Raw genomic sequence first — 18,766 nt, 5'->3', positions numbered from 1 at the left:
AGCTAACGGGCAGGTTAGTATAATGGAAATAAAGATTGACTTTAAATTTTAAGAGTAGTTTATTGACTGCCGATGTAAGCCAATAAACCATAAGTTCGATTTTATGAGTGAGCACCTTACACTTGGTAAATAATAACATATTTACAATTTACAATATGACTATATAATAAGCAATATGGAACAAATTGAAGTCTTTAAAGCATTGTCTAACGAAGCACGTCTTCAGATATTAGATTGGCTGAAGGATCCTAAAGCTAACTTTTCTCCCCAAGAAGGGATTGATTTAGTTGATGTGGGGGTTTGCGTAAGTCAAATTACAAAAAAATTAAACATGAATCAATCTACAGCCTCTCAATATCTGTCGATGTTGCAGCGAGCCGGTTTAATTAGCGCCACTCGTTTAGGAAAGTGGACGTATTACAAAAGAAATGAAGATGCTATTGATCAAATTGGTTTATTCTTAAAAAAGAATACCTAATAGTAAACTGAATTCTGAGGAATTCAGTTTTTCTTCGGAGTACATTTTGACAATTTGCAAAGTGTAAATTTTTTTAAATTAACATATTGACGTTTTGCAATATTACAATGTGTTTGAATTTGAAAGGGGGTGAAACTTGTTATGTTTGGTTCACATAAAGGCATAAAGGCATAAAGGCTACACAAATGTTTAAAGTAAACCTTCGTTCCCTTTTAAATAAAACCAAGAATAGAGAGGAAAGATAATAATGATGAAAGCATGGCAAAAACAAGGCGTAGGGCTCGAAAATTTAAAATTGGTTGACTTAGAAGTTCCTAATCCTGGCCCCAAACAAATTTTAGTGAAAGTAAAAGCAGTCTCACTAAATTTTCGTGATAAATCAATCATGGACGGTGATTACTTACCGGACTTGATGAGTAAGCCATTTGTACCCGTGTCTGATACCGCGGGGGTTGTGGTAAGCGTAGGTTCTGAAGTTACTCGATTTAAAGATGGAGACAGAGTTGTATCTCACCTATATACCAAATGGATTGATGGTGCACCGAGCCAAGACTATGCTCCAACTGCTATTGGCGGACCAAACAACGGTGGACTTGCTGAGTATGTGCTACTTGATGAGGATGCAGCGGTAATGTCACCATCAAATATGACAGATGAAGAAGCTTCTACACTCCCTATTGCAGCCCTGACAGTTTGGTTTTCTCTAGTGGAGTATGGAAAGATTAAGGCGGGCGACACGGTTCTAGTTCAAGGAACGGGTGGCGTATCTATTTACGCTATTCAAATGGCTTCAGCACTGGGAGCGAAAGTCATTGTAACAACAAGCAGTGATGAGAAAGGCGAACGAGTACGTAAGCTTGGTGCAAAAGAAATTATCAACTATGTAAAAACACCGGATTGGGAGAAAGAGGTGTTAAAACTTACGAACGGTGAAGGTGCACAACATATCATTGAAGTTGTTGGGGGGAGCAGTATTAATCGCTCTATTGATGCAGTAGCCCTGCAAGGGAATATCTTTATTGTAGGATTTTTAGAGAGTATGACAGCAGAAGTGAATTTGTTCTCTTTGTTAGCGAAACAAGCTCGCGTACAGGGAATCTATGTAGGGCATCGTAAATCTTTTGATGAAATGAATAAGGCTTTTAATGAATTAAACATTAATCCGGTGATCGATACGGTCTATTCCTTTGATGAAGCCATTAAAGCATATGAGCACTTGGGACGCGGAGCGTTCGGTAAGATCGTAATTAAAGTGTCAGAGTAAAGAATTCTTGAGATCTTGTGGCGACAGGTCTTAGAAGTTGCCTATGGTTTGGGTTACACTAACGGCAAACGATAGCTCAATACAATTAAGAAAGCAGCTGATTACATTAATCAGCTGTTTTTGTTCAACTAAGGGGCAGGTTACTTTAAGGTCATGCGAGGTGAACCGTATCACAAGCAGAGCGAATTTTTAGGCTGAGATTCTTTCTATGGGCGTCAAGTTTGGGGGCGGGTAAAGAAAAAGCCCTAACCAATCAAGCAATACCTTAACGTTGACAATAAATAAACGATCGTTTATTATTGATTCATGAGATATAGAGATGATAACAAAGTCGAAGCAATATTTGACGCGACCATACAGCTAATTAATGAGATCGGTTTCTCTGATACGTCGATATCAAAAATTGCCAAAAGAGCGAGTGTATCGGCAGCGACGATTTATATTTACCATGAGAACAAAGAGGATCTGCTCTACAAGACCTACTTGAAGATTAAAGGCAAGATGAGCGAGGAAATGTTTCAGGGAGTGGATCATACCCGAACAGTATACGAACGATTTGAGGCTATCATCCGCAACTATGTTGATTTTATTCAATCCTTCAAAGAATATTTTTTGTTTCTGGAGCAAATAATGAATTCGCCTTTGCCCCAGAAATGGTGCCTAGAGGATACGGCAAGTCAGTTTCAACCGATCTTCGAGATGTTTGAAGCCGGCATCCGACAGGAGATCTTGAAGAAGGAGGATATTAACATGCTAGTTGTTTACTCCATCTTGCCCATAGCCGAATTGTTGAAAGCACATTTGAAGAACGGGACCATATTGAATAGTAAACAATTAGATTCTGCCATCAAGATGAGTTGGGACGCTATTAAGGCATAGAAAAGTATTTTAAGCGATGCGTAGCATCGCTGTTCTTTCCACCATTAATAAATGAATATTCACTTATTAATGGTACACTATAGATAAAAGAGAGGCAAAGAACAATGAAGTTTACCATCTTTGGAGCTAGCGGGGGTACAGGCTTACAGCTAATTGACCAAGCGATCAACAAGGGACATACCGTAAAAGCCTTTGTACGTGCCGCAGATCGAATCCCATTTACCCGGGAGGGATTAACAGTTGTAGAAGGCAATGTATTTAGTGAAGAGGATGTAGGATCGGCTGTTGAGGGGCAAGACGCGGTGTTTGTAGCTTTAGGAGCCACAGCAGGAAGCCCTTCAGATCTATGCTTACGTGGGACTCGTTCAATTGTGAACGCGATGAGAAGGCATAAAGTAAAGAGACTGGTCGTTCTTACGGGCTTTGGAACCAGCAGAGAAAGCAGGAATCAGCTCGGAATTGGGATGAGAATGATTGTAAAACTAGTTTCTTTAATAACATTCCGAGAGTTTTACGATAAGGAAAGGCAGGATGGTATTGTGCGGAAAAGTGGATTGGACTGGACTATCGTTCAGCCTTCAAGGCTCACCAATCAGCCGGGCAAAGGGCGATATGAGCACGGTGCTTTTACTCCTTCCATGTTAGCTAAAATTTCTCGTGACGATGTGGCTAGATTCATGATCGATTCAGTCGAACATGCTCGGTATATTAAACAATCCTCGTTTATTCACGACTGACTGAAACAGCTTTGCATGTAGTAATGACCCAATTACATTTTAAAATATAAGCCTTCGGAGGAATAAATCATGAGACTAAACTGGACGCCTGACGATCTCCCAAACTTAAGAGAAAAAACCGCTATCGTGACGGGAGGCAATGGCGGGGTAGGCTATTATACGGCATTAGAGCTAGCGAAGCACGGTGCCAAAGTGATCATTGGAAGCCGTGATCCTAGGCGCGGCGAAGAAGCAATCATAAAGATGAAACAAACGGCACCAAATATAGATGTAACAGTGGAGCCATTAAACTTGGCTGATCTGAAGTCAGTTCGAAGCTTTGCCGACACGATCCACGGGAAAGTGAAAGGAATAGACGTCCTTATAAACAACGCCGGGGTAATGGCAGTTCCCACTCGTGAACTGACGGCCGATGGTTTTGAGATGCACTTTGGAACCAATCATCTTGGACACTTCGCGTTGACAGGTCTGTTATTGCCGTTAATTGAAAAGAACCACGGTCGAATCGTTACAGTTAGCGCACAGTCAGCTCAAATGGGTGATATAGATTTTTCTGATTTAAAAATGGACAAGAAATACAGACCAATGGCAGGATACAATCGCTCGAAACTTTCAAACATACTGTTTGCCCGAGAATTAAATCGACGTGCGAAGAAGAAGGGTATCACTTCTATAGCAGTACATCCTGGTACAAGTCCTACAGGAATCGGGAGAAACGCACCGAAGGGAACCAAAGCATTTGGACTGCTATTAATGAAAATATTTGGAACTCCTCCTGATCAATCATCTTGGCCATCACTTATTGCGGCGACGGATTCGACAATCACCGGAGATATTTACGTAGGGCTAGGAATGAATCCTCTAAAGGCTAAGAAACCGAAGTTTGTAGATTTCCCCAAAAAGGCATTGGATGTGCAGCTTGCGGAAAAACTTTGGTTACTATCCGAGAATTTAACCGGAGTACATTATGACTTGTAAAAAACTATCAAAGAGGGATCCTTTTTTTCGCTCATAGAACCGTTAAGATGAACCGTATCACATATGCCAGGTCATTACGCAAACGGGAGACATTAATTCAAAATAGCATGGAGCAGTTCGCTGGTTTGCAGCTGCTCCTTTTTCGTTATATACGAAACTTTGTATGCTATCTTAGGATGATTTAAATATGGAAGGAGCCATCCCAAGATAAAGAGTTGATTCATATACGCGCATCGTAATGGTTGAGACAGAAATAAACCAATAATATACATAGTTAGCTACCACTAATTTTCCCAGGCCCTTACCGAGGATTTTCGAACTGTAATGAGTAATAGTCTCACCTGGATACCGTTTCGCAAGCTCGATCATCACCCAAACTAACGATTCCCGTGATAGGTGCTATTAGTGCAGACAACCAAGCATTGACATGGAGTAAACTCCATATTTTAAGATACAGGTGCGGTTGATACGAAACAGCTTAACTGAAATTAGAAGGGAGGGATAAGATGGATTCTATGTTTTCCATCGCAGAGATTTTGGAAAAGTCAGGATTAAGTTACGATACGATACGGTATTATGTGAAGATTGGCCTCCTGCCGCCTACGAAGCGTAAGGAAAACGGGCAGAGGGAATATGGCACAATCCATCTCGAACGACTAATCTTTATTTCACATCTCAAACGAACCGGCATGCCGCTTAAGGAAATTAAACAATACCTGACCATGGCAACTGCTCAAAATTATGAGAGATGTTATGATTTACTTTATAAGCATAAACACGAAATTGAATCGCAAATGGTAGAAATAAAAGCAACGTTGGAATTGGTGAATTATAAACTGGATCATTTTAAGGACCTAATGAAAAAATCAGGACTAGGAGATGAATGAACATGAAAGAAGCAAACAACTATCAAGTTACACTTCAAAAACCAATCCATTCGGGCTTTGGGTCGCAAACAACAGCACGGGAAGTACTCAAAGGCTTTGATCTGAATGGGAAAGTCGCCATTGTAACTGGGGGATACTCAGGGGTCGGACTGGAAACAACCCGCGCCTTAGCTGATGCAGGAGCGACAGTCATTGTTCCTGCCCGTACACCAGTGAAAGCTCTCGCATCGGTTGTAGGCATCCCTCGAGTTGAGTTAGAAGAGTTGGATCTAATCGAACCTGCTTCTATCGAGACATTCGCGCAAAGGTTTCTGGACTCTGGACGACAGCTGGATATTTTGATCAATAATGCGGGTATCATGGCACCTCCGCTAGTACGTGACGAGCGAGGCTACGAATCCCAATTTGCAACTAATCATTTGGGGCACTTTCAGTTGACGTTAATGCTATGGCCCGCCTTGAAAAAGGCGAAAAACGCCCGGGTTGTATCTGTTTCCTCTACAGGTATCCGCTTCGGTGGCGTTGATTTTGAGGATCCTAATTTTGAAAGGAGGGATTACGATAAGTGGAAGGCCTATGGCCAATCCAAGTCAGCAAACGCGCTATTCGCCGTTGCACTGGACAAGCGTGGTTATGAGTATGGTGTCCGTGCCTTTTCCGTACATCCAGGAAGAATTATGACCGATTTAGTACGTTTTATGTCAGAAGAAGAAAGGGCTGCAGCAACTGGAGAATTAAAGACCACTGAACAAGGTGCTGCTACTAGCGTGTGGTGCGCGACCAGTCCTCAACTTAAGGACAAAGGCGGCGTTTTCTGCTTAGATGTTGATATTGCCGAAGTCATTACGGCAGAAGCTCCACAAGGACTGAGCCAAAAGCTAACAGGTGTATTTCCTTGGGCGATTGATCCGGATTTTGCGGAACGACTTTGGCAAATCAGCGAGAAGTTGACCCGCATGGAATTTAAGGACTAGAAAAGTTAGGTTTGATGAAAATGTCCGAGGAATAATCTTAATCAATGAAACTAATGGCGAACCTAAGCAAAGAAAGGGCCATCCCGGAAGAGGATGGATGGCCTTAAAGCTTTTCTATAGATGTCAAGGGACAAGAACATGGTCCGATTGCCGATTTAGATGCATAGCTAAACATAGAGCACATGCAGTTAGAACTTCATTAAGTACCATAATACATGAAGATGTTCACATTGATATGGGACAACTGACACGACGAGAGGTTAAACACGGTCGGTTAGGTATTAAAAAAGCGAAATATAGTTTATAGGATTTTTCGAACAGGATGATACTGAGTTTTAAGTGTGTTGATAAAAAAACAGCTAACTATGACTATGTCTTTAGTTAGCTGTTTTTTATTCATCTTTTTAATTTTCTATAAAAATTATGAATCTCTTGTGAAATTCTCCATCATTCCAGCTGGATACCGGCTACCGGCTGATCCGTGTGGAAGGATCTCTTTAATACGTTGAAGATCAACTTCTGTAAGTTTAACGTTAGCAGCAGCAACGTTTTGCTCAACCCGCTTAGCACTTCGTGTGCCCGGGATCGGAACGATATCTTCTCCCTGGGCGAGAAGCCAAGCCAGTGCCAATTCAGCTACAGAAATACCTTTGTTAGAAGCCAGTTCATTAAGTTGTTCCGTTGCTCGTAAATTGTAAATATAATTTTCGCCTTGCCAGCGCTCGTCGTAACGGCGCATATCGTCTTCCGCGTACTCTTGGGCTGGTTTAACAGCATCTGTCAGGAACCCTCTGCCTAAAGGAGCGTAAGGCACTAAACCTATACCGAGTTCATTCAATGTCTTTCGTATATTGTTGTCCTCAATCTCGCGTTCGAATATCGAGTATTCAGTCTGAAGCATAGAGACCGGGGTAACCGCGTGAGCTTTACGAATTGTGTTTGAACCCGTGTTGCTCAAACCGAAATATTTAACTTTGCCTTCTTTGATAAGGTCTCCGACGACCCCCGCTACTTCTTCGATAGGAACATCGGGATCTGGGATATGCTGATAGAACACATCAATGTAATCAGTCTGCAGATAGCGAAGACTGTTCTCAGCTACCTTACGAATATTTTCTGGCCGGCTGTTAAAACGTGTTCCAATCTGCTCGGCTGTCATATCAAAGCCAAACTTGGTAGCCAGTACTACCTTGTCACGAAAATCCTTTACAGCTTTACCCAGCAACTGTTCATTGTGACCATTTCCATATCCATATAATTCTGCCGTATCAAAAAAGTTAACTCCAAGCTCATAAGCTCGACGAATAGTTGCTATTGCTTCATCTTCATTTGAAGGACCGTATGCCATTGTCATCCCCATCGTACCCAAACCAATAGAAGAGACTTTTAAACCTTGTTGACCAAGACTTCGGGTTTGCATTTTTGTTCCTCCTTAAATAATTCTATCACCTAAGTGTTTAAAGCCTAGATAAAAAGGTATCCAATCTTAGCTCGTTCAATATGAATTTTCATCACTGTTATTCATAGGAACAAAAAACATAATATCATGGGAGTTGAATAAAGTAAACAAAAAGTATATAAAATGTCTATTTAGTATAGTTTGTTTAAAATGATGATTATGAGATATAATATAATTTATAAGGGGGCAGTTAGATGGAACGGCAGATTGAAAAACAACATCAGATGAGGCAAAAGCTTACTAATAGATTGTTATTCCACGTTAGAAAAAATGGGTTTCAAGGTTTGAAAATGGATGAAATCTCAAAGATTATGGATATAAGCAGGGCGACTTTATATAAATATTTCTCTACCAAAGAAGATATTATTTCGTTTATTGTGAGTACATTTGTCGAATACATCCACGAAATTATTGAAGATTCTGATGCTGATCAAGTATTTGTTCAGCGATTTCAGCAAACATTTGAACAAACAATCTTATTAAAAGAGTTCATCACAGACATTTTCTTAAGGGAACTTGAAAATAGTTATCCTGAGAACTATGAGCGACTAAAAGAAGCCATGAAGCAACGAGAATATCAGGAATTGGCTTTTTATGATGAAGGAATAAAAGAGGGTTTTTTTAATAAGATTGATGGTAGGCTTATCATTATGCAAGATGAGATTCTAAGTAACATTTTAGATGTAAAGTACCTGATGGAGAACCATTTGACTGTGTATCAGGTGCTATTTGACTATTACAATCTAAAGAAAATTCAGTTGTTTAAACCTGATAAAATCAAATTGATGGATGACAACTTGATGATCCCTAGAATTGAGTGCATGGCACAAAAAATTTCAAAAAACTTATATTAATCTTAGCAATTTGGATTATCTAATTTTCTATAAAGTGAACACGCCACGCCTTACCTTAAGCCACAGGAGTGTGGAAACTTAACCAGTGTGCTAAGAACTTGTACGGATTACCGGAATGGACAAGAACATAATCCGCTTACCCATTAGACATAGAAGGGCATGAGTAGCCTGGCTGTTGCGACATTTTGAGTGAAGCTGGAGATCTAGCGGTTATGTATGGCAATGTATTGCTACAGCATACCGGCTTCAACCTAGCTGAAAGGAGCTCGGAAAAGTGGAAAGATCAGATGTCCATCAGCAAACGGAGCCTTCTATAATTTCGAGACGACCTACTCGGATACGGCTGGGTTGATATGTTCACACCAACGAGTACAAAGTACGGCCTGCTATGGCAGCGATAATGAGTCCTGATTGTCTGCCGCTCTGACAGGAAGTCTGGCTGATGAGGTTGATTGACTAAGATCTTGAAGAAGCTGTCGCGGACAGCTTCTTTTTATATTCGCTAGGGGTGTGGTCACCTGTCAAATAACTACTTCATCGTTCTCTGATTAAATACAATAATTCTGTATTAAATTAAATAAAGTAAATATTTCGTTGGATTATTCAAGAATTTCGAAGCAAAATGTTGACTTTTCCTGGGAAATGCCGATATACTCACGATGTATTACAAATATATTGTATGAATAGAGGTGATGAGATATCGGTTTCAGGTAAAGAAGATCCATACAATCATAATATGAAAGCGTTTTAATTAAATCGATGAGGTGATAAGTTTGATGTTAAAACGAAGTATTACGGTCGTGCTGTGTGTGCTGCTATTGATTGCCCCTAATGCGGCATTCGCCTATAAGAATCCGGCATCGCTGCCGGATGAATGGGGACAATATGGACTTGGCGACCCTTACGTGCTGAAGTTTAACGGTACATATTATTTATATGTGAGCACAAGAGATACCGATATCGGAGTCAAAGTGTGGAGCTCTCCAGACCTTACCCACTGGAGCTATGGAGGATTGGCCGCAACCGATCCGGTTACGAAGGGAGCCTACGCTCCTGAAGTTGTTTATTGGAACGGATATTTCTACATGTATACCTCTCCTGCCGGCAATGGTCATTACGTGCTGCGCAGCGAGAGCCCAACCGGCCCGTTCACTGTGCAGACGGGCAATTTGGGGCATTCGATCGATGGCAATGTCTTCATTGACGATGATGGCAAGTGGTATTTCTATCATGCAGACGCTGCGGGAATTCTAGCGGCTACGATGCCTACGCCAACGTCGATCGGCAACAGCGTCAATACAGGTGCAAGCATGGAAGGTTGGACGGAAGGGTCTACGTTGTTCAAGCGTGACGGCAAATACTATATGACGTATACCGGCAACCATGTATTCAGCAAAGGCTATCGGGTCGATTACGCGGTCAGCTCAAACCCGCTCACGGGATTCGTGCGTGATACGGATAACCCGATTTTAATCAGTACGGAAGGTCCAACAGTCGGTCTCGGCCATAATACGGTCGTCGTTGGACCGAACTTGGATGCCCGCTATATCATCTACCACAATCTCGAAGGAAAGGGCATTGTCGGACCTCTTCGCCATTTGGGAATGGACCGGATCGTGTTCAACGGGGATAAAATGTCAGTGCTCGGACCGACGGCAACCGAACAGCCGGATCCGGAAATGCCGGATTTCGAGGATCGGTTCAATGGTACAGAACTCAGCCCGACGTGGACGAATGCGGACGGTGTCAGCTGGAGCATTGATTCTGGCCTTTTGCGGCAGCAAGCCGCCGGTACTAACAGACTGTTGACCACTGCTGCGGCCGATAGCAGCTATACGGCAGAATTTAACCTGCAGCTGGCTGAGTCCAGCAATACCGGTGGCCAACGGCTCGGGGTCGTATTCTCCTATAATGACGATAACAATTTCGGAACAGCGCTTTTAGATCCAGCGAGCAATTCGTTGAAGACGCTGTTCCGGGTGAACGGCGCCGATCTGGGATGGGTGGAGAGCCCGCTGCCGGAAGGGTACGATTATACGAAGCTGCACAATATCCGCGTTGAGAAGGCAGGAGATACGTTCAAGATCTACGTCGACGGCATGCTGAAGGAGACGCGCAGCGTGATGCTTGGCGGCGGTAGCATCGGTTACGTCACGGAGAACGCGAAGGCTAATTTCGGTTATGCCGCTTTCAGCAACGACGTGAACGGCAGCAGCGATTATGACGCCGCAAAACCAGTACCGGGCCAAGTCGAGGCCGTCCATTACCTGTCGGGTGGCGATGGGGTCGGGTATCACGACCAGACACCGGGAACCAACGGTAATTACCGCGGAGATGGTGTGGATACAGGCAAAGCAGATGACAGCACCTCACATGTCACCGCTTTCGATAAGGAGGAATGGCTGCAATACCGGCTGAACATCGCGGAAAAGGCTAAATACGATATCGATCTTTCTTATGCGGATGCAGCTCCGGGCAGCAAAGTACAGCTCACTTTGGATGATGGACAGCCGCTGGGCGAGTTTGAGCTGGCTGGAGAAACCAATACTGCTGATGTAGGATGGGAAACCGCACAGCTGAATGGGGTAGAACTGCCGGGAGGTGAGCATAGCATAAAGGTCGCTGTCGTATCGGGCACGATCTCGATGGACAAGTTGATGTTCCACCGACACGCGGACGTTCCGCTTCTCTATGATAACTTCGATGATGGCCAGGATGACGGCTGGCAGCGCTATGAAGGTTTCTGGAGTGTGAAGAGCGACGTTGCCGAGGAGGAGCAGGCTTACGACGCTTATCATCCGATCCCGGGTGAGATTGGTACGGTTCACTATATCTCTGGCGGCGAAGGTGTCGGTTATCATGAGAATACACTTCAAAACATCGGCGGCCAGTACAGAGGAGATTCAGTCGACATTCGCTCCAATCCGGTCAGCGGCGGTTACAACGTCGGCTGGAACCAGACGGGCGAATGGCTGAAGTTTAACATTGACGTAGCGGAAGCCGGAACCTATAATGCAGAGTTCAAAGTAGCTACTACGCTCGATGGAGGTCAGATCCGGTTATGGCTTGACGATACGACCGATCTAACCGGCATTGTAGACATTCCGAAAACTGGTGACTGGAACATCTGGAATGTAGTGCGCAAATCCGGTGTTACACTGCCAGCAGGCAAGCATACATTGAAAGCCGAGACGGTCTACGGAGAATTTGATTTTGCAAGTATAGCGATGACGAGGACGGATCAGCCGATACCGCTACCCGGCGTCATCGAAGCCGAGCATTACAAGCCCGGCGGTGAAGGTGTAGGCTACCATGATTTGACGCCTGAGAACATTGGGGGCAAATACCGCACCGATAGCGTCGACATTCGATCCGCTGCATCCGGCGATCAGATCGTAGGCTGGAATCAAACCGGCGAATGGCTGAAGTACAACATAAACGTTGCGCAAGAGGGGCTGTACGATCTTGACTTGTGGGCAGCTACGACGTTCACGGATGCACAAGTCCGGCTATGGTTGGATGATACAACTGATTTGACAGGCATACTGGATGTTCCTGCTTCAGGCGACTGGAATAAGTGGAAGTCGGTGACGAAATCCGGTATTAGGCTGCCGTCCGGTGATCATGAACTGAAGGTCGAAATTGTCAAAGGCGAGTTTGACATGACGAGACTATCGCTCACCCAGTTCGATAAGCCGCATGTGCTGCCCGGATTTATCCAGGCTGTTGATTATAAGGCAGGCGGCGAAGGTACGGGATACCATGATCTGACTCCCGCTAACATCGGTGCGGAATACCGGAGTGATGCGGTCGACATCCGCCGAAATGCGGGCGGCAGCTACAATGTGGGGTGGAACGCTACCGGCGAATGGCTGGCCTACAACGTAGATATTGCCAAGGCCGGCGTGTACAACGTCGATTTCGTGACCGCTACATCGATGGACGGCGCGAAGGTCCGTCTGTGGCTCGACGATGCAACCGATCTAACCGGTGAAGTCGATATTCCGAATTCCGTTACCTGGGAGAACTGGGCGACAACGACGAAGCAAGGCATTTATCTCCCTGCAGGTGCACATACCTTGAAGGTCGAAACCGTGAAAGGCGAATTCGACTTCAAAGGAATACGGATTCATCAGAATCCGGTCGAACCGAAGGTTGCTCATATCGGCGAATATCAAGCAGCGGTCGGCAGCTTCGGGAAAACGTTGATCGGCGATGCCAATTGGTCGGATTACAGCGTGGAGTCCGATATCAAGCTGATTAGCGATACAGGTGACGGAGGCATTCTGTTCCGGGCGAGCAACCCGGCTCACGGCAAGGAGCTGAATCAGAATAATGCGGATTTCGTGCAAGGATATGTCGCCTACCTGAACAAACAGGGCGTTCATCTCGGCAAGCTGAACTATAGCTGGACCTATTTGACAGGGGCGCCACTCGAGGAGAAGACAGATGAATGGAAGCATGTGAAAGTCGTTGCGCAAGGTGCCCGCATCCAAGTGTTTGTCGATGATATGAACAAGCCGATTATCGACTACACGGACCGCAGCGGCAATCCATTCACACACGGCAAAGTCGGCATGCGGACGTTCATGAATGAAACGAGCTATGACAATTTCACGGTTCTCCCTGCCCCCATTAATGCTCCAGCCATCGGAAAGCAGCTGGAATGGTTTGGCTCAGCCGGGCAGTTAGACGAGAAGATCTGGAAGCAGCTGGATAAGGGTTTTGAGCATGCCGTCGATGCGGTCAGCAAGAAGAAGCCGGACTGGAAGCAGGGGATCAAGCATCTGGAGAATTTACTGAAGAAGCTGAATAAAGAGAGTAAGCAGGAAGAGGTTTCTGATCAAGCAAAGACAACGCTTAATCGGACCCTTAAAGCACTCATTGAGGTGTGGAGCGCAAATCTAAGCAAGTAGCCGGCCAAGTGGCGACAAAATAATAAAAACGTCCTTGTACCGAAGGAGACTCGGTGCTGGGACGTTTTGCGTTGTTGTACCGGAAGTTATGATGGTTATCGACTTGTGGATAAATAGATCGCATCAGAGAGAATTAGCATGTCAAAATAAAGGGGAGTCAATCCGACCATATTATCTGTATAAAATTGTCGAGGGACAAGAACATTGTTCCATTCAAAGTCGCTATATAGCGGCTTTTTTTGATTATGGCTTTAGCCAGTTGAGTGCGTGAAACGCACGAATCAAAAAACCACCCGCTATGCGGGTGGAGGGATTGAGGGTTTGACCACCATGACCATTCCCATAAAAAGGTCACATGATGCCCGATCATGTTCACAAGTTGGTAGCGATTCCACCGAAAATGGCAGTCTCAACGTTCATGGGATATCTAAAGGGGAAAAGTTCGCTAAAGATATTCGAAAAACATGCCCAGTTAAAGTATAAATATGGAAATCGAAAGTTTTGGGCAGAAGGGTACGATGTGAGCACAGTGGGTCTAAACGAAGCAACAGTAAGAAAGTATATTCCCAAGGTAATATCGAAACGGCAAATTTTAGACAATATAAGTTTCAAAAATCCCAATGTTCCATTTACAAAAATATATTCGGAACTTTGTCATTTGAGAGAATGGAGGGTTTATCGGTCTAATGTTGAATTAATTCCATATTGAGGGCGGATTAACCTAACGGGTAGTTTACTTCAATCCGCAAGTTTTATTTAGAACAATTTGATAAATGATCGGAAGTGACTAATGAACATTCGTCTGTTGAATGACTCTGATGCCCAAGTGTATAGAGAAGTAAGGTTGCGTGCATTGAAAAATGACCCCGATGCATTTGGATCAACGTATGAGCAAGAAGAAACTAAACCACTGGGGCACATTATAGAAAGGATACACCATACAAAAGATCAATTTACAATGGGATGTTTTGACGACAGTAACAAATTAGTTGGCATTGTCAATTTTTCACGTGAAAACAGGCTTAAGACGGCACATAAAGGTAACATTTACGGTATGTACGTAGAGCCTCAATTTCGAGGACGGGGGTTAGGTAAAGTCCTTCTATTAGCCTTGATTGAAAGAGCAACAAAAGAATGTGAAGGGTTGGAACAGATTCATTTGACGGTTGTGTCTAATAACAAATCAGCAAAACGCTTATATGTCTCGCTTGGGTTTGAAGTTTACGGTATAGAACCACATGCATTAAAGTTTGATGAACAGTATTTCGATGAAGACTTAATGATTTTAAGATTGCGACTTATAAACTAAAGGGAACGGTAGTTTAACGAACGGACTCATAAAAAGAACTCTCCAGAAGCGGAGGGTTCTTACATTTCTATCCATGTGTTTGCGGGTGGTGTCAGTTACGCTGGTATCCCTACAGGACGATCAGACTGACGCGCTGCCGCCTTTGACGCTTGGCGAGGCGTCATGAACCATGGGCTGATCCGGCGAGCCCGGATTGGTATTATGGGTCAATCCCGTTTATCGACCACCAGCTTGGCAGGCTGTTCGGCAGGGTCGGAACAGTTCTTTGATCTGAGCATCGATCTCAGCGAGAGTGCTAATTTAGTAGACGACTTATTTCCATTTTCTGATGGACGGAGTCGTCTTTTTTCTATTTTCATACATTATTGAGTTTCAATATTCGCTGCAAATTTACTATAAATATTGCAAGTGGTCCTTGTATCTCCATACCGATTAGACCCAAGAATGCCGCTACATCGTACGAGTGCCTGTGTTTTAATTCACTGTTTTTTGCCTCTATTTTGTAGCGCTCATTCGACTTTGCTCTAAAGTTCCCATATTCTTGAAACATTGCTTGCTCCGCATGTTCGTTCGACTTAATACTTACGGAGTATGTTCTGTATAGCAACTACGATCCTGGTTCTTGCGCCAATAGTTCATGTTACTTCACTCCCCGCTCACTCTGAAGTGTTGGTTGCCCATTAATATGTTTGGTTCCGTATAGCGGAGGGGTTTGCCTTCTTCCAGAATGGTTCGCGGACACCACGTTTTGAATTCGGATTCTTATGCCAAGTTCAATCGTGCCGTTTTTAATAGTTGTCCCTGCCTTCTGGCCCCCTATACAGTTTCAAGTCTATAAAACGTATTTTTCCCACGACCTCCTTTTCCAGACCCAACAGGTGACAGAAGTTGTCCTTTTCAAAGTGCAGCTTAACAGGTTCATGGTTCACCAGTTCATATGTAAACGTATAGAGGAGAAGATATTGCTTATATAACTAAGTAGATTCTTAAAATAATGATAAGGTTCAAAGCGCTTTAAGCAGCGGCAAGTTTTTGAGAAACCTTGTTAAATCAAATTACTATGGATATAATTTTTATAAGAAAACATTGTAGGAGGAAATCCAATGCATCCCCAAAAAGTCCCCCGTTAAGCCCGAGGTCCTCCATCCATGTGTTAGTGACTATCACCAAAATATATCAAAGGGAGATATGAGCTAATGCACATGAATGGACCAGTAAATATTCCTCGAAACGAAAGAATTCAAACCTGCAACGAAATTGCTTCGAGATTACATGAGGTGTATGGAGAAAAAATCCTAGCCATTGGAGTCTACGGTTCTGTATCCAGAGGTACTGACGGCCCTTTTTCAGACATTGAGATGTTTTGCGTACTATGTGAATCAAGCGAATCCGTGGAGTTTAGCTATGAATGGTCGGCCGGGCCTTGGAAAGCTGAAGTGAACGTCTGTAGTGCGGACGTTCTTCTTGAAACCGCCTCTACCGTTGAGGGGGAATGGCCGTTGACGCATGGTCCGTTCTTTTCCCAACTAAGCCTGTATGATCCTAAAGGCTTTTTCCCAAAATTGAAGGAAGTTGCTGAATCACCAACAATGGAAGATTTCCGTCATGCAATCAATGAAGTCCTTGTAGGGGAAATGTACGAGTTTGTTGGGAAACTAAGAAATGTTAGTCTAAGTGGTCCCCATACCTACTTGCCTTACTTGGCAGTGGAGTTTGCCCAATACGGAGCCATGTTAGTCGGGTTACACCACCAAAAACTTTTCTCGACTGGCTCATTGGTTCTACCGGAGGCATTGGAACTGCCAAGTCGTCCAGAAGGATTCGACAATGTTGCGCGAATGGTTATGTCTGGAGAATTAGCAGAACCTTCAAAGATCGTTTCAGCTTGTGAAAATTTCTGGAGTGGCCTTGTGAATTGGGCAGCCAAACATGGCTATGTTATTAGTACAAAACGAATCCCATTTTAACCGACAAATCCTTTTTTGATTAGACTGAGGCCCCCTTTCATCACGAGGGGGCTTTTACTTTTTAAACCGGCAGCCTTTTTCTATCGCTAAGACAAACGGGCAAGCTAGTACTTGGATACGCAAAAATTCCAACAGTAACACAAATGCCGATTAGGCAATCAGTCTAACCTCACATAAAGGTTGTGACACATCCATGGATGAGATTTTAGAAACATGCACTGGACTTGATGTCCATCAGGAAACGGTTGTGCCTTGTATCTTATTTAAGAACTTGGTACCAATGTTGATAAGAATCTTTATCTGTTTCATTAAGCTAACAGGCAGGGTAGTGCGAGAAGGATTTGGAATAAATATACAAACGTTACTGCAACCCCAAACGCAAGGATAACGAATGCAGTGCCTCCAATAATTAGTTTTTTCATCGCTTAACCCCAACTTATTGAATAGTAATAGATTCTATTAATCGGATGGTAGCATATCGTTCAGTAAATTTAAAATGTTTACTTGATGAGACTGACCTTCTTGTATTGTGCAATAACCTTTCCAATGCCCAGATTGAAGAATATTGGATGTTTTTAGAGTGTTTTCGGATTACGTTAAACTCTGTTAGTTGATAGACTTAATATAAGCGAAATGAAGTATGCGCTTACATTTGAGCGGAAGGGGTAATCACAATGCTAGGAAAACGAAAAGGGGTACAGCTGCTAACCATTCTATTACTGACCATATCAATGCTAGCAGCATGTGGATCAGACAATTCAAGCCAAGGTTCATCTAGCGAAGGTACATCCAGTACGGGTAGCGCTAGCAAAGACCCGATCAAGTTGGTACTGTGGAACACCTGGACGGATGAGGCTGCCGAGGGCAAGGCGGCGAAGGCGCGTGTTGAAGCCTTCAATGCAAGTCAAGAGGGAATTACGATTGAGATGGAGACGACGACGCATGACCAGTACAAGACGAAGCTGAAAACGCAAGCAGCTGGCAAGCAACTACCAGAATTGCTTCAAGTCTGGCCAGGAGCAGAGCTGGAGCCGCTGGCAAGAGGTGGAGTGTTACAGCCGATTGATGAGATCAAGTCCAATTGGAGCAACTTGATTGCTGACGATATCATGGCAGAGTATGCGCATGACGGCAAGCAATATGCGGTACCTGGAACAATGAGCTACACCAGCTTGATCTTCTATGACAAGGATATGCTGAAGGCGGCAGGATACGATGTATTTCCAGATACCTATACAAGCTTCAAGGATATGATCGCCAAGCTGGTTGGGGGAGGCACAACGCCGATCCAACTGGGAAACAAAGGACAATGGGTATTGCAATCAGTTTACTTGTCAACAATAGCGGATCGCGCGACGGGAAGCGACTATTTGACGAAGGTGTTGAATGGCAGCGCCACTTTCTCTGATCCACAATTTCTGCAAGGATTGTCCGTTATCCAAGAGATGACTAGTTTGAAGGCATTCAATGAGGATATGAATACGCTGGACGACTTCCAAGCGAGAGATAACTTTATTCAAGGTAAGGGAGCTATGTTCTTCGGAGGATCATGGGATGTAGGACCGATCTTGGAAGTGAAGCCAGAAGGCAAGAATATCGGTGTAGCGCGGTTCCCGGCACTGGAAGGCGGATTAGGCAGGGCGGAGAACGTCTCAGGTGTTAGCAGTGTGGGTATTGCGCTGAATGCTGATCTGAGCAGTGAGGAAAAAGAAGCAGCGTTTGCATTTTTGAAGTACTTCTATAGCGAGGAATTGTATGCGAATCTCGTATTAGATGGCTTGATGATTCCAGCTAACATTGAGATACCAGAAGGTGTGTCAGAAGTGACGAAGGAAGTAATTGAGGCAACGAATGATGGTAAGGCGCCTGTATACGATTCGGTATTGCCAGCAACGGTCATCTCGGTGCTGAACAATGGCTTACAAGCAATCACACTGGGGGCGATCACTCCAGAACAGCTGGCTTCTGATATGCAGAAGGAATTGCAAGTTCCATAGATCATCGTTCACCATGCACCGACTGTGCGTGCTTCGTAAGATTGAATTGTAGTACGCACAGTCTACT

At 43.9% G+C, this 18,766-nt stretch carries 14 protein-coding genes and 2 pseudogenes; 13 read left to right on the top strand and 3 right to left on the bottom strand.

Annotated features, from left to right (window positions below):
• The first annotated feature begins 175 nt into the window (after nucleotides 1–175).
• The 5 genes from PPA03S_RS12515 to PPA03S_RS12495 all read left to right on the top strand — a co-directional run bounded on the left by PPA03S_RS12515 (nucleotide 176) and on the right by PPA03S_RS12495 (nucleotide 4,336).
• Nucleotides 176–478 carry an ArsR/SmtB family transcription factor gene (locus PPA03S_RS12515; protein WP_062323311.1) on the top strand — a complete coding sequence of 101 codons (303 nt, stop codon included), beginning with the start codon at nucleotides 176–178 and terminating at the stop codon, nucleotides 476–478.
• 247 nt (nucleotides 479–725) lie between these two features.
• Entirely contained in the window at nucleotides 726–1,742 is a 1,017-nt protein-coding gene (locus PPA03S_RS12510) for a zinc-dependent alcohol dehydrogenase family protein (RefSeq protein ID WP_245683591.1), read from the top strand.
• A gap of 306 nt (nucleotides 1,743–2,048) precedes the next feature.
• Nucleotides 2,049–2,621 (top strand): TetR/AcrR family transcriptional regulator, encoded by a 573-nt coding sequence (locus PPA03S_RS12505; RefSeq protein ID WP_062323309.1) that lies wholly within the window; start codon nucleotides 2,049–2,051, stop codon nucleotides 2,619–2,621.
• A 104-nt stretch (nucleotides 2,622–2,725) separates the two neighbouring features.
• Complete coding sequence (locus PPA03S_RS12500) at nucleotides 2,726–3,358, top strand: NAD(P)-dependent oxidoreductase (RefSeq protein ID WP_062323307.1); 633 nt, start codon at nucleotides 2,726–2,728, stop codon at nucleotides 3,356–3,358.
• A 69-nt stretch (nucleotides 3,359–3,427) separates the two neighbouring features.
• Entirely contained in the window at nucleotides 3,428–4,336 is a 909-nt protein-coding gene (locus PPA03S_RS12495; RefSeq protein ID WP_062323305.1) for an oxidoreductase, read from the top strand.
• 171 nt (nucleotides 4,337–4,507) lie between these two features.
• Here PPA03S_RS12495 and PPA03S_RS34370 read toward each other — a convergent pair whose 3' ends face one another.
• Nucleotides 4,508–4,705 carry a GerAB/ArcD/ProY family transporter gene (locus PPA03S_RS34370; RefSeq protein ID WP_167666021.1) on the bottom strand — a complete coding sequence of 66 codons (198 nt, stop codon included), beginning with the start codon at nucleotides 4,703–4,705 and terminating at the stop codon, nucleotides 4,508–4,510.
• Between the two features lie 137 nt (nucleotides 4,706–4,842).
• Between PPA03S_RS34370 and PPA03S_RS12490 the strand changes: the two genes are divergently transcribed.
• Both PPA03S_RS12490 and PPA03S_RS12485 read left to right on the top strand, forming a co-directional pair.
• Nucleotides 4,843–5,223 carry a MerR family transcriptional regulator gene (locus tag PPA03S_RS12490; RefSeq protein WP_062323303.1) on the top strand — a complete coding sequence of 127 codons (381 nt, stop codon included), beginning with the start codon at nucleotides 4,843–4,845 and terminating at the stop codon, nucleotides 5,221–5,223.
• Nucleotides 5,224–5,225: 2 nt separating this feature from the next.
• Entirely contained in the window at nucleotides 5,226–6,197 is a 972-nt protein-coding gene (locus tag PPA03S_RS12485; protein WP_082704128.1) for an oxidoreductase, read from the top strand.
• Nucleotides 6,198–6,618: 421 nt separating this feature from the next.
• Here the strand turns inward: PPA03S_RS12485 and PPA03S_RS12480 are convergent, their stop codons facing one another.
• A complete protein-coding gene (locus PPA03S_RS12480; RefSeq protein ID WP_062323299.1) occupies nucleotides 6,619–7,617 on the bottom strand; it encodes an aldo/keto reductase in 999 nt (332 codons plus the stop codon).
• Nucleotides 7,618–7,850: 233 nt separating this feature from the next.
• On the opposite strand from PPA03S_RS12480, the gene PPA03S_RS12475 reads away from it, so the two are divergent.
• The 4 genes and pseudogenes from PPA03S_RS12475 to PPA03S_RS12460 all read left to right on the top strand — a co-directional run bounded on the left by PPA03S_RS12475 (nucleotide 7,851) and on the right by PPA03S_RS12460 (nucleotide 14,735).
• Nucleotides 7,851–8,510, top strand: a complete 660-nt coding sequence (locus tag PPA03S_RS12475) for a TetR/AcrR family transcriptional regulator (protein WP_062323297.1) — start codon at nucleotides 7,851–7,853, stop codon at nucleotides 8,508–8,510.
• A gap of 776 nt (nucleotides 8,511–9,286) precedes the next feature.
• Complete coding sequence (locus tag PPA03S_RS12470) at nucleotides 9,287–13,426, top strand: carbohydrate-binding protein (protein WP_062323295.1); 4,140 nt, start codon at nucleotides 9,287–9,289, stop codon at nucleotides 13,424–13,426.
• 358 nt (nucleotides 13,427–13,784) lie between these two features.
• Nucleotides 13,785–14,135: pseudogene (gene tnpA, locus PPA03S_RS12465) on the top strand (IS200/IS605 family transposase); the annotation flags it as partial.
• Between the two features lie 81 nt (nucleotides 14,136–14,216).
• Nucleotides 14,217–14,735 carry a GNAT family N-acetyltransferase gene (locus PPA03S_RS12460; protein WP_062323293.1) on the top strand — a complete coding sequence of 173 codons (519 nt, stop codon included), beginning with the start codon at nucleotides 14,217–14,219 and terminating at the stop codon, nucleotides 14,733–14,735.
• Nucleotides 14,736–15,090: 355 nt separating this feature from the next.
• Here the strand turns inward: PPA03S_RS12460 and PPA03S_RS33905 are convergent.
• Nucleotides 15,091–15,333 (bottom strand): annotated as a pseudogene (locus PPA03S_RS33905) (IS5/IS1182 family transposase); the annotation flags it as partial.
• 598 nt (nucleotides 15,334–15,931) lie between these two features.
• On the opposite strand from PPA03S_RS33905, the gene PPA03S_RS12450 reads away from it, so the two are divergent.
• Nucleotides 15,932–16,702: an ANT(4')-I family aminoglycoside nucleotidyltransferase gene (locus tag PPA03S_RS12450; protein ID WP_062323289.1), complete on the top strand. Its 771-nt coding sequence runs from the start codon at nucleotides 15,932–15,934 to the stop codon at nucleotides 16,700–16,702.
• A 674-nt stretch (nucleotides 16,703–17,376) separates the two neighbouring features.
• Entirely contained in the window at nucleotides 17,377–18,699 is a 1,323-nt protein-coding gene (locus PPA03S_RS12445) for an extracellular solute-binding protein (RefSeq protein WP_062323287.1), read from the top strand.
• Nucleotides 18,700–18,766: the final 67 nt, after the last annotated feature.

Source organism: Paenibacillus pabuli NBRC 13638 (assembly GCF_001514495.1).
Classification (GTDB): Bacteria; Bacillota; Bacilli; order Paenibacillales; family Paenibacillaceae; genus Paenibacillus; species Paenibacillus pabuli.
Note: the sequence above shows the minus strand (reverse complement) of the source record. Positions and strands in the feature narration are given on the sequence as shown.

Excerpts from the sequence above, each read along its gene's own strand:
- PPA03S_RS34370 (WP_167666021.1), bottom strand. The coding sequence starts at position 4,705 with ATGATCGAGCTTGCGAAACGGTATCCAGGTGAGACTATTACTCATTAC.
- PPA03S_RS12450 (WP_062323289.1), top strand. The coding sequence starts at position 15,932 with ATGCACATGAATGGACCAGTAAATATTCCTCGAAACGAAAGAATTCAA.
- PPA03S_RS12460 (WP_062323293.1), top strand. The coding sequence starts at position 14,217 with ATGAACATTCGTCTGTTGAATGACTCTGATGCCCAAGTGTATAGAGAA.
- PPA03S_RS12475 (WP_062323297.1), top strand. The coding sequence starts at position 7,851 with ATGGAACGGCAGATTGAAAAACAACATCAGATGAGGCAAAAGCTTACT.
- PPA03S_RS12495 (WP_062323305.1), top strand. The coding sequence starts at position 3,428 with ATGAGACTAAACTGGACGCCTGACGATCTCCCAAACTTAAGAGAAAAA.
- PPA03S_RS12480 (WP_062323299.1), bottom strand. The coding sequence starts at position 7,617 with ATGCAAACCCGAAGTCTTGGTCAACAAGGTTTAAAAGTCTCTTCTATT.
- PPA03S_RS12485 (WP_082704128.1), top strand. The coding sequence starts at position 5,226 with ATGAAAGAAGCAAACAACTATCAAGTTACACTTCAAAAACCAATCCAT.
- PPA03S_RS12500 (WP_062323307.1), top strand. The coding sequence starts at position 2,726 with ATGAAGTTTACCATCTTTGGAGCTAGCGGGGGTACAGGCTTACAGCTA.
- PPA03S_RS12505 (WP_062323309.1), top strand. The coding sequence starts at position 2,049 with ATGAGATATAGAGATGATAACAAAGTCGAAGCAATATTTGACGCGACC.
- PPA03S_RS12490 (WP_062323303.1), top strand. The coding sequence starts at position 4,843 with ATGGATTCTATGTTTTCCATCGCAGAGATTTTGGAAAAGTCAGGATTA.
- PPA03S_RS12470 (WP_062323295.1), top strand. The coding sequence starts at position 9,287 with ATGTTAAAACGAAGTATTACGGTCGTGCTGTGTGTGCTGCTATTGATT.
- PPA03S_RS12445 (WP_062323287.1), top strand. The coding sequence starts at position 17,377 with ATGCTAGGAAAACGAAAAGGGGTACAGCTGCTAACCATTCTATTACTG.
- PPA03S_RS12515 (WP_062323311.1), top strand. The coding sequence starts at position 176 with ATGGAACAAATTGAAGTCTTTAAAGCATTGTCTAACGAAGCACGTCTT.
- PPA03S_RS12510 (WP_245683591.1), top strand. The coding sequence starts at position 726 with ATGATGAAAGCATGGCAAAAACAAGGCGTAGGGCTCGAAAATTTAAAA.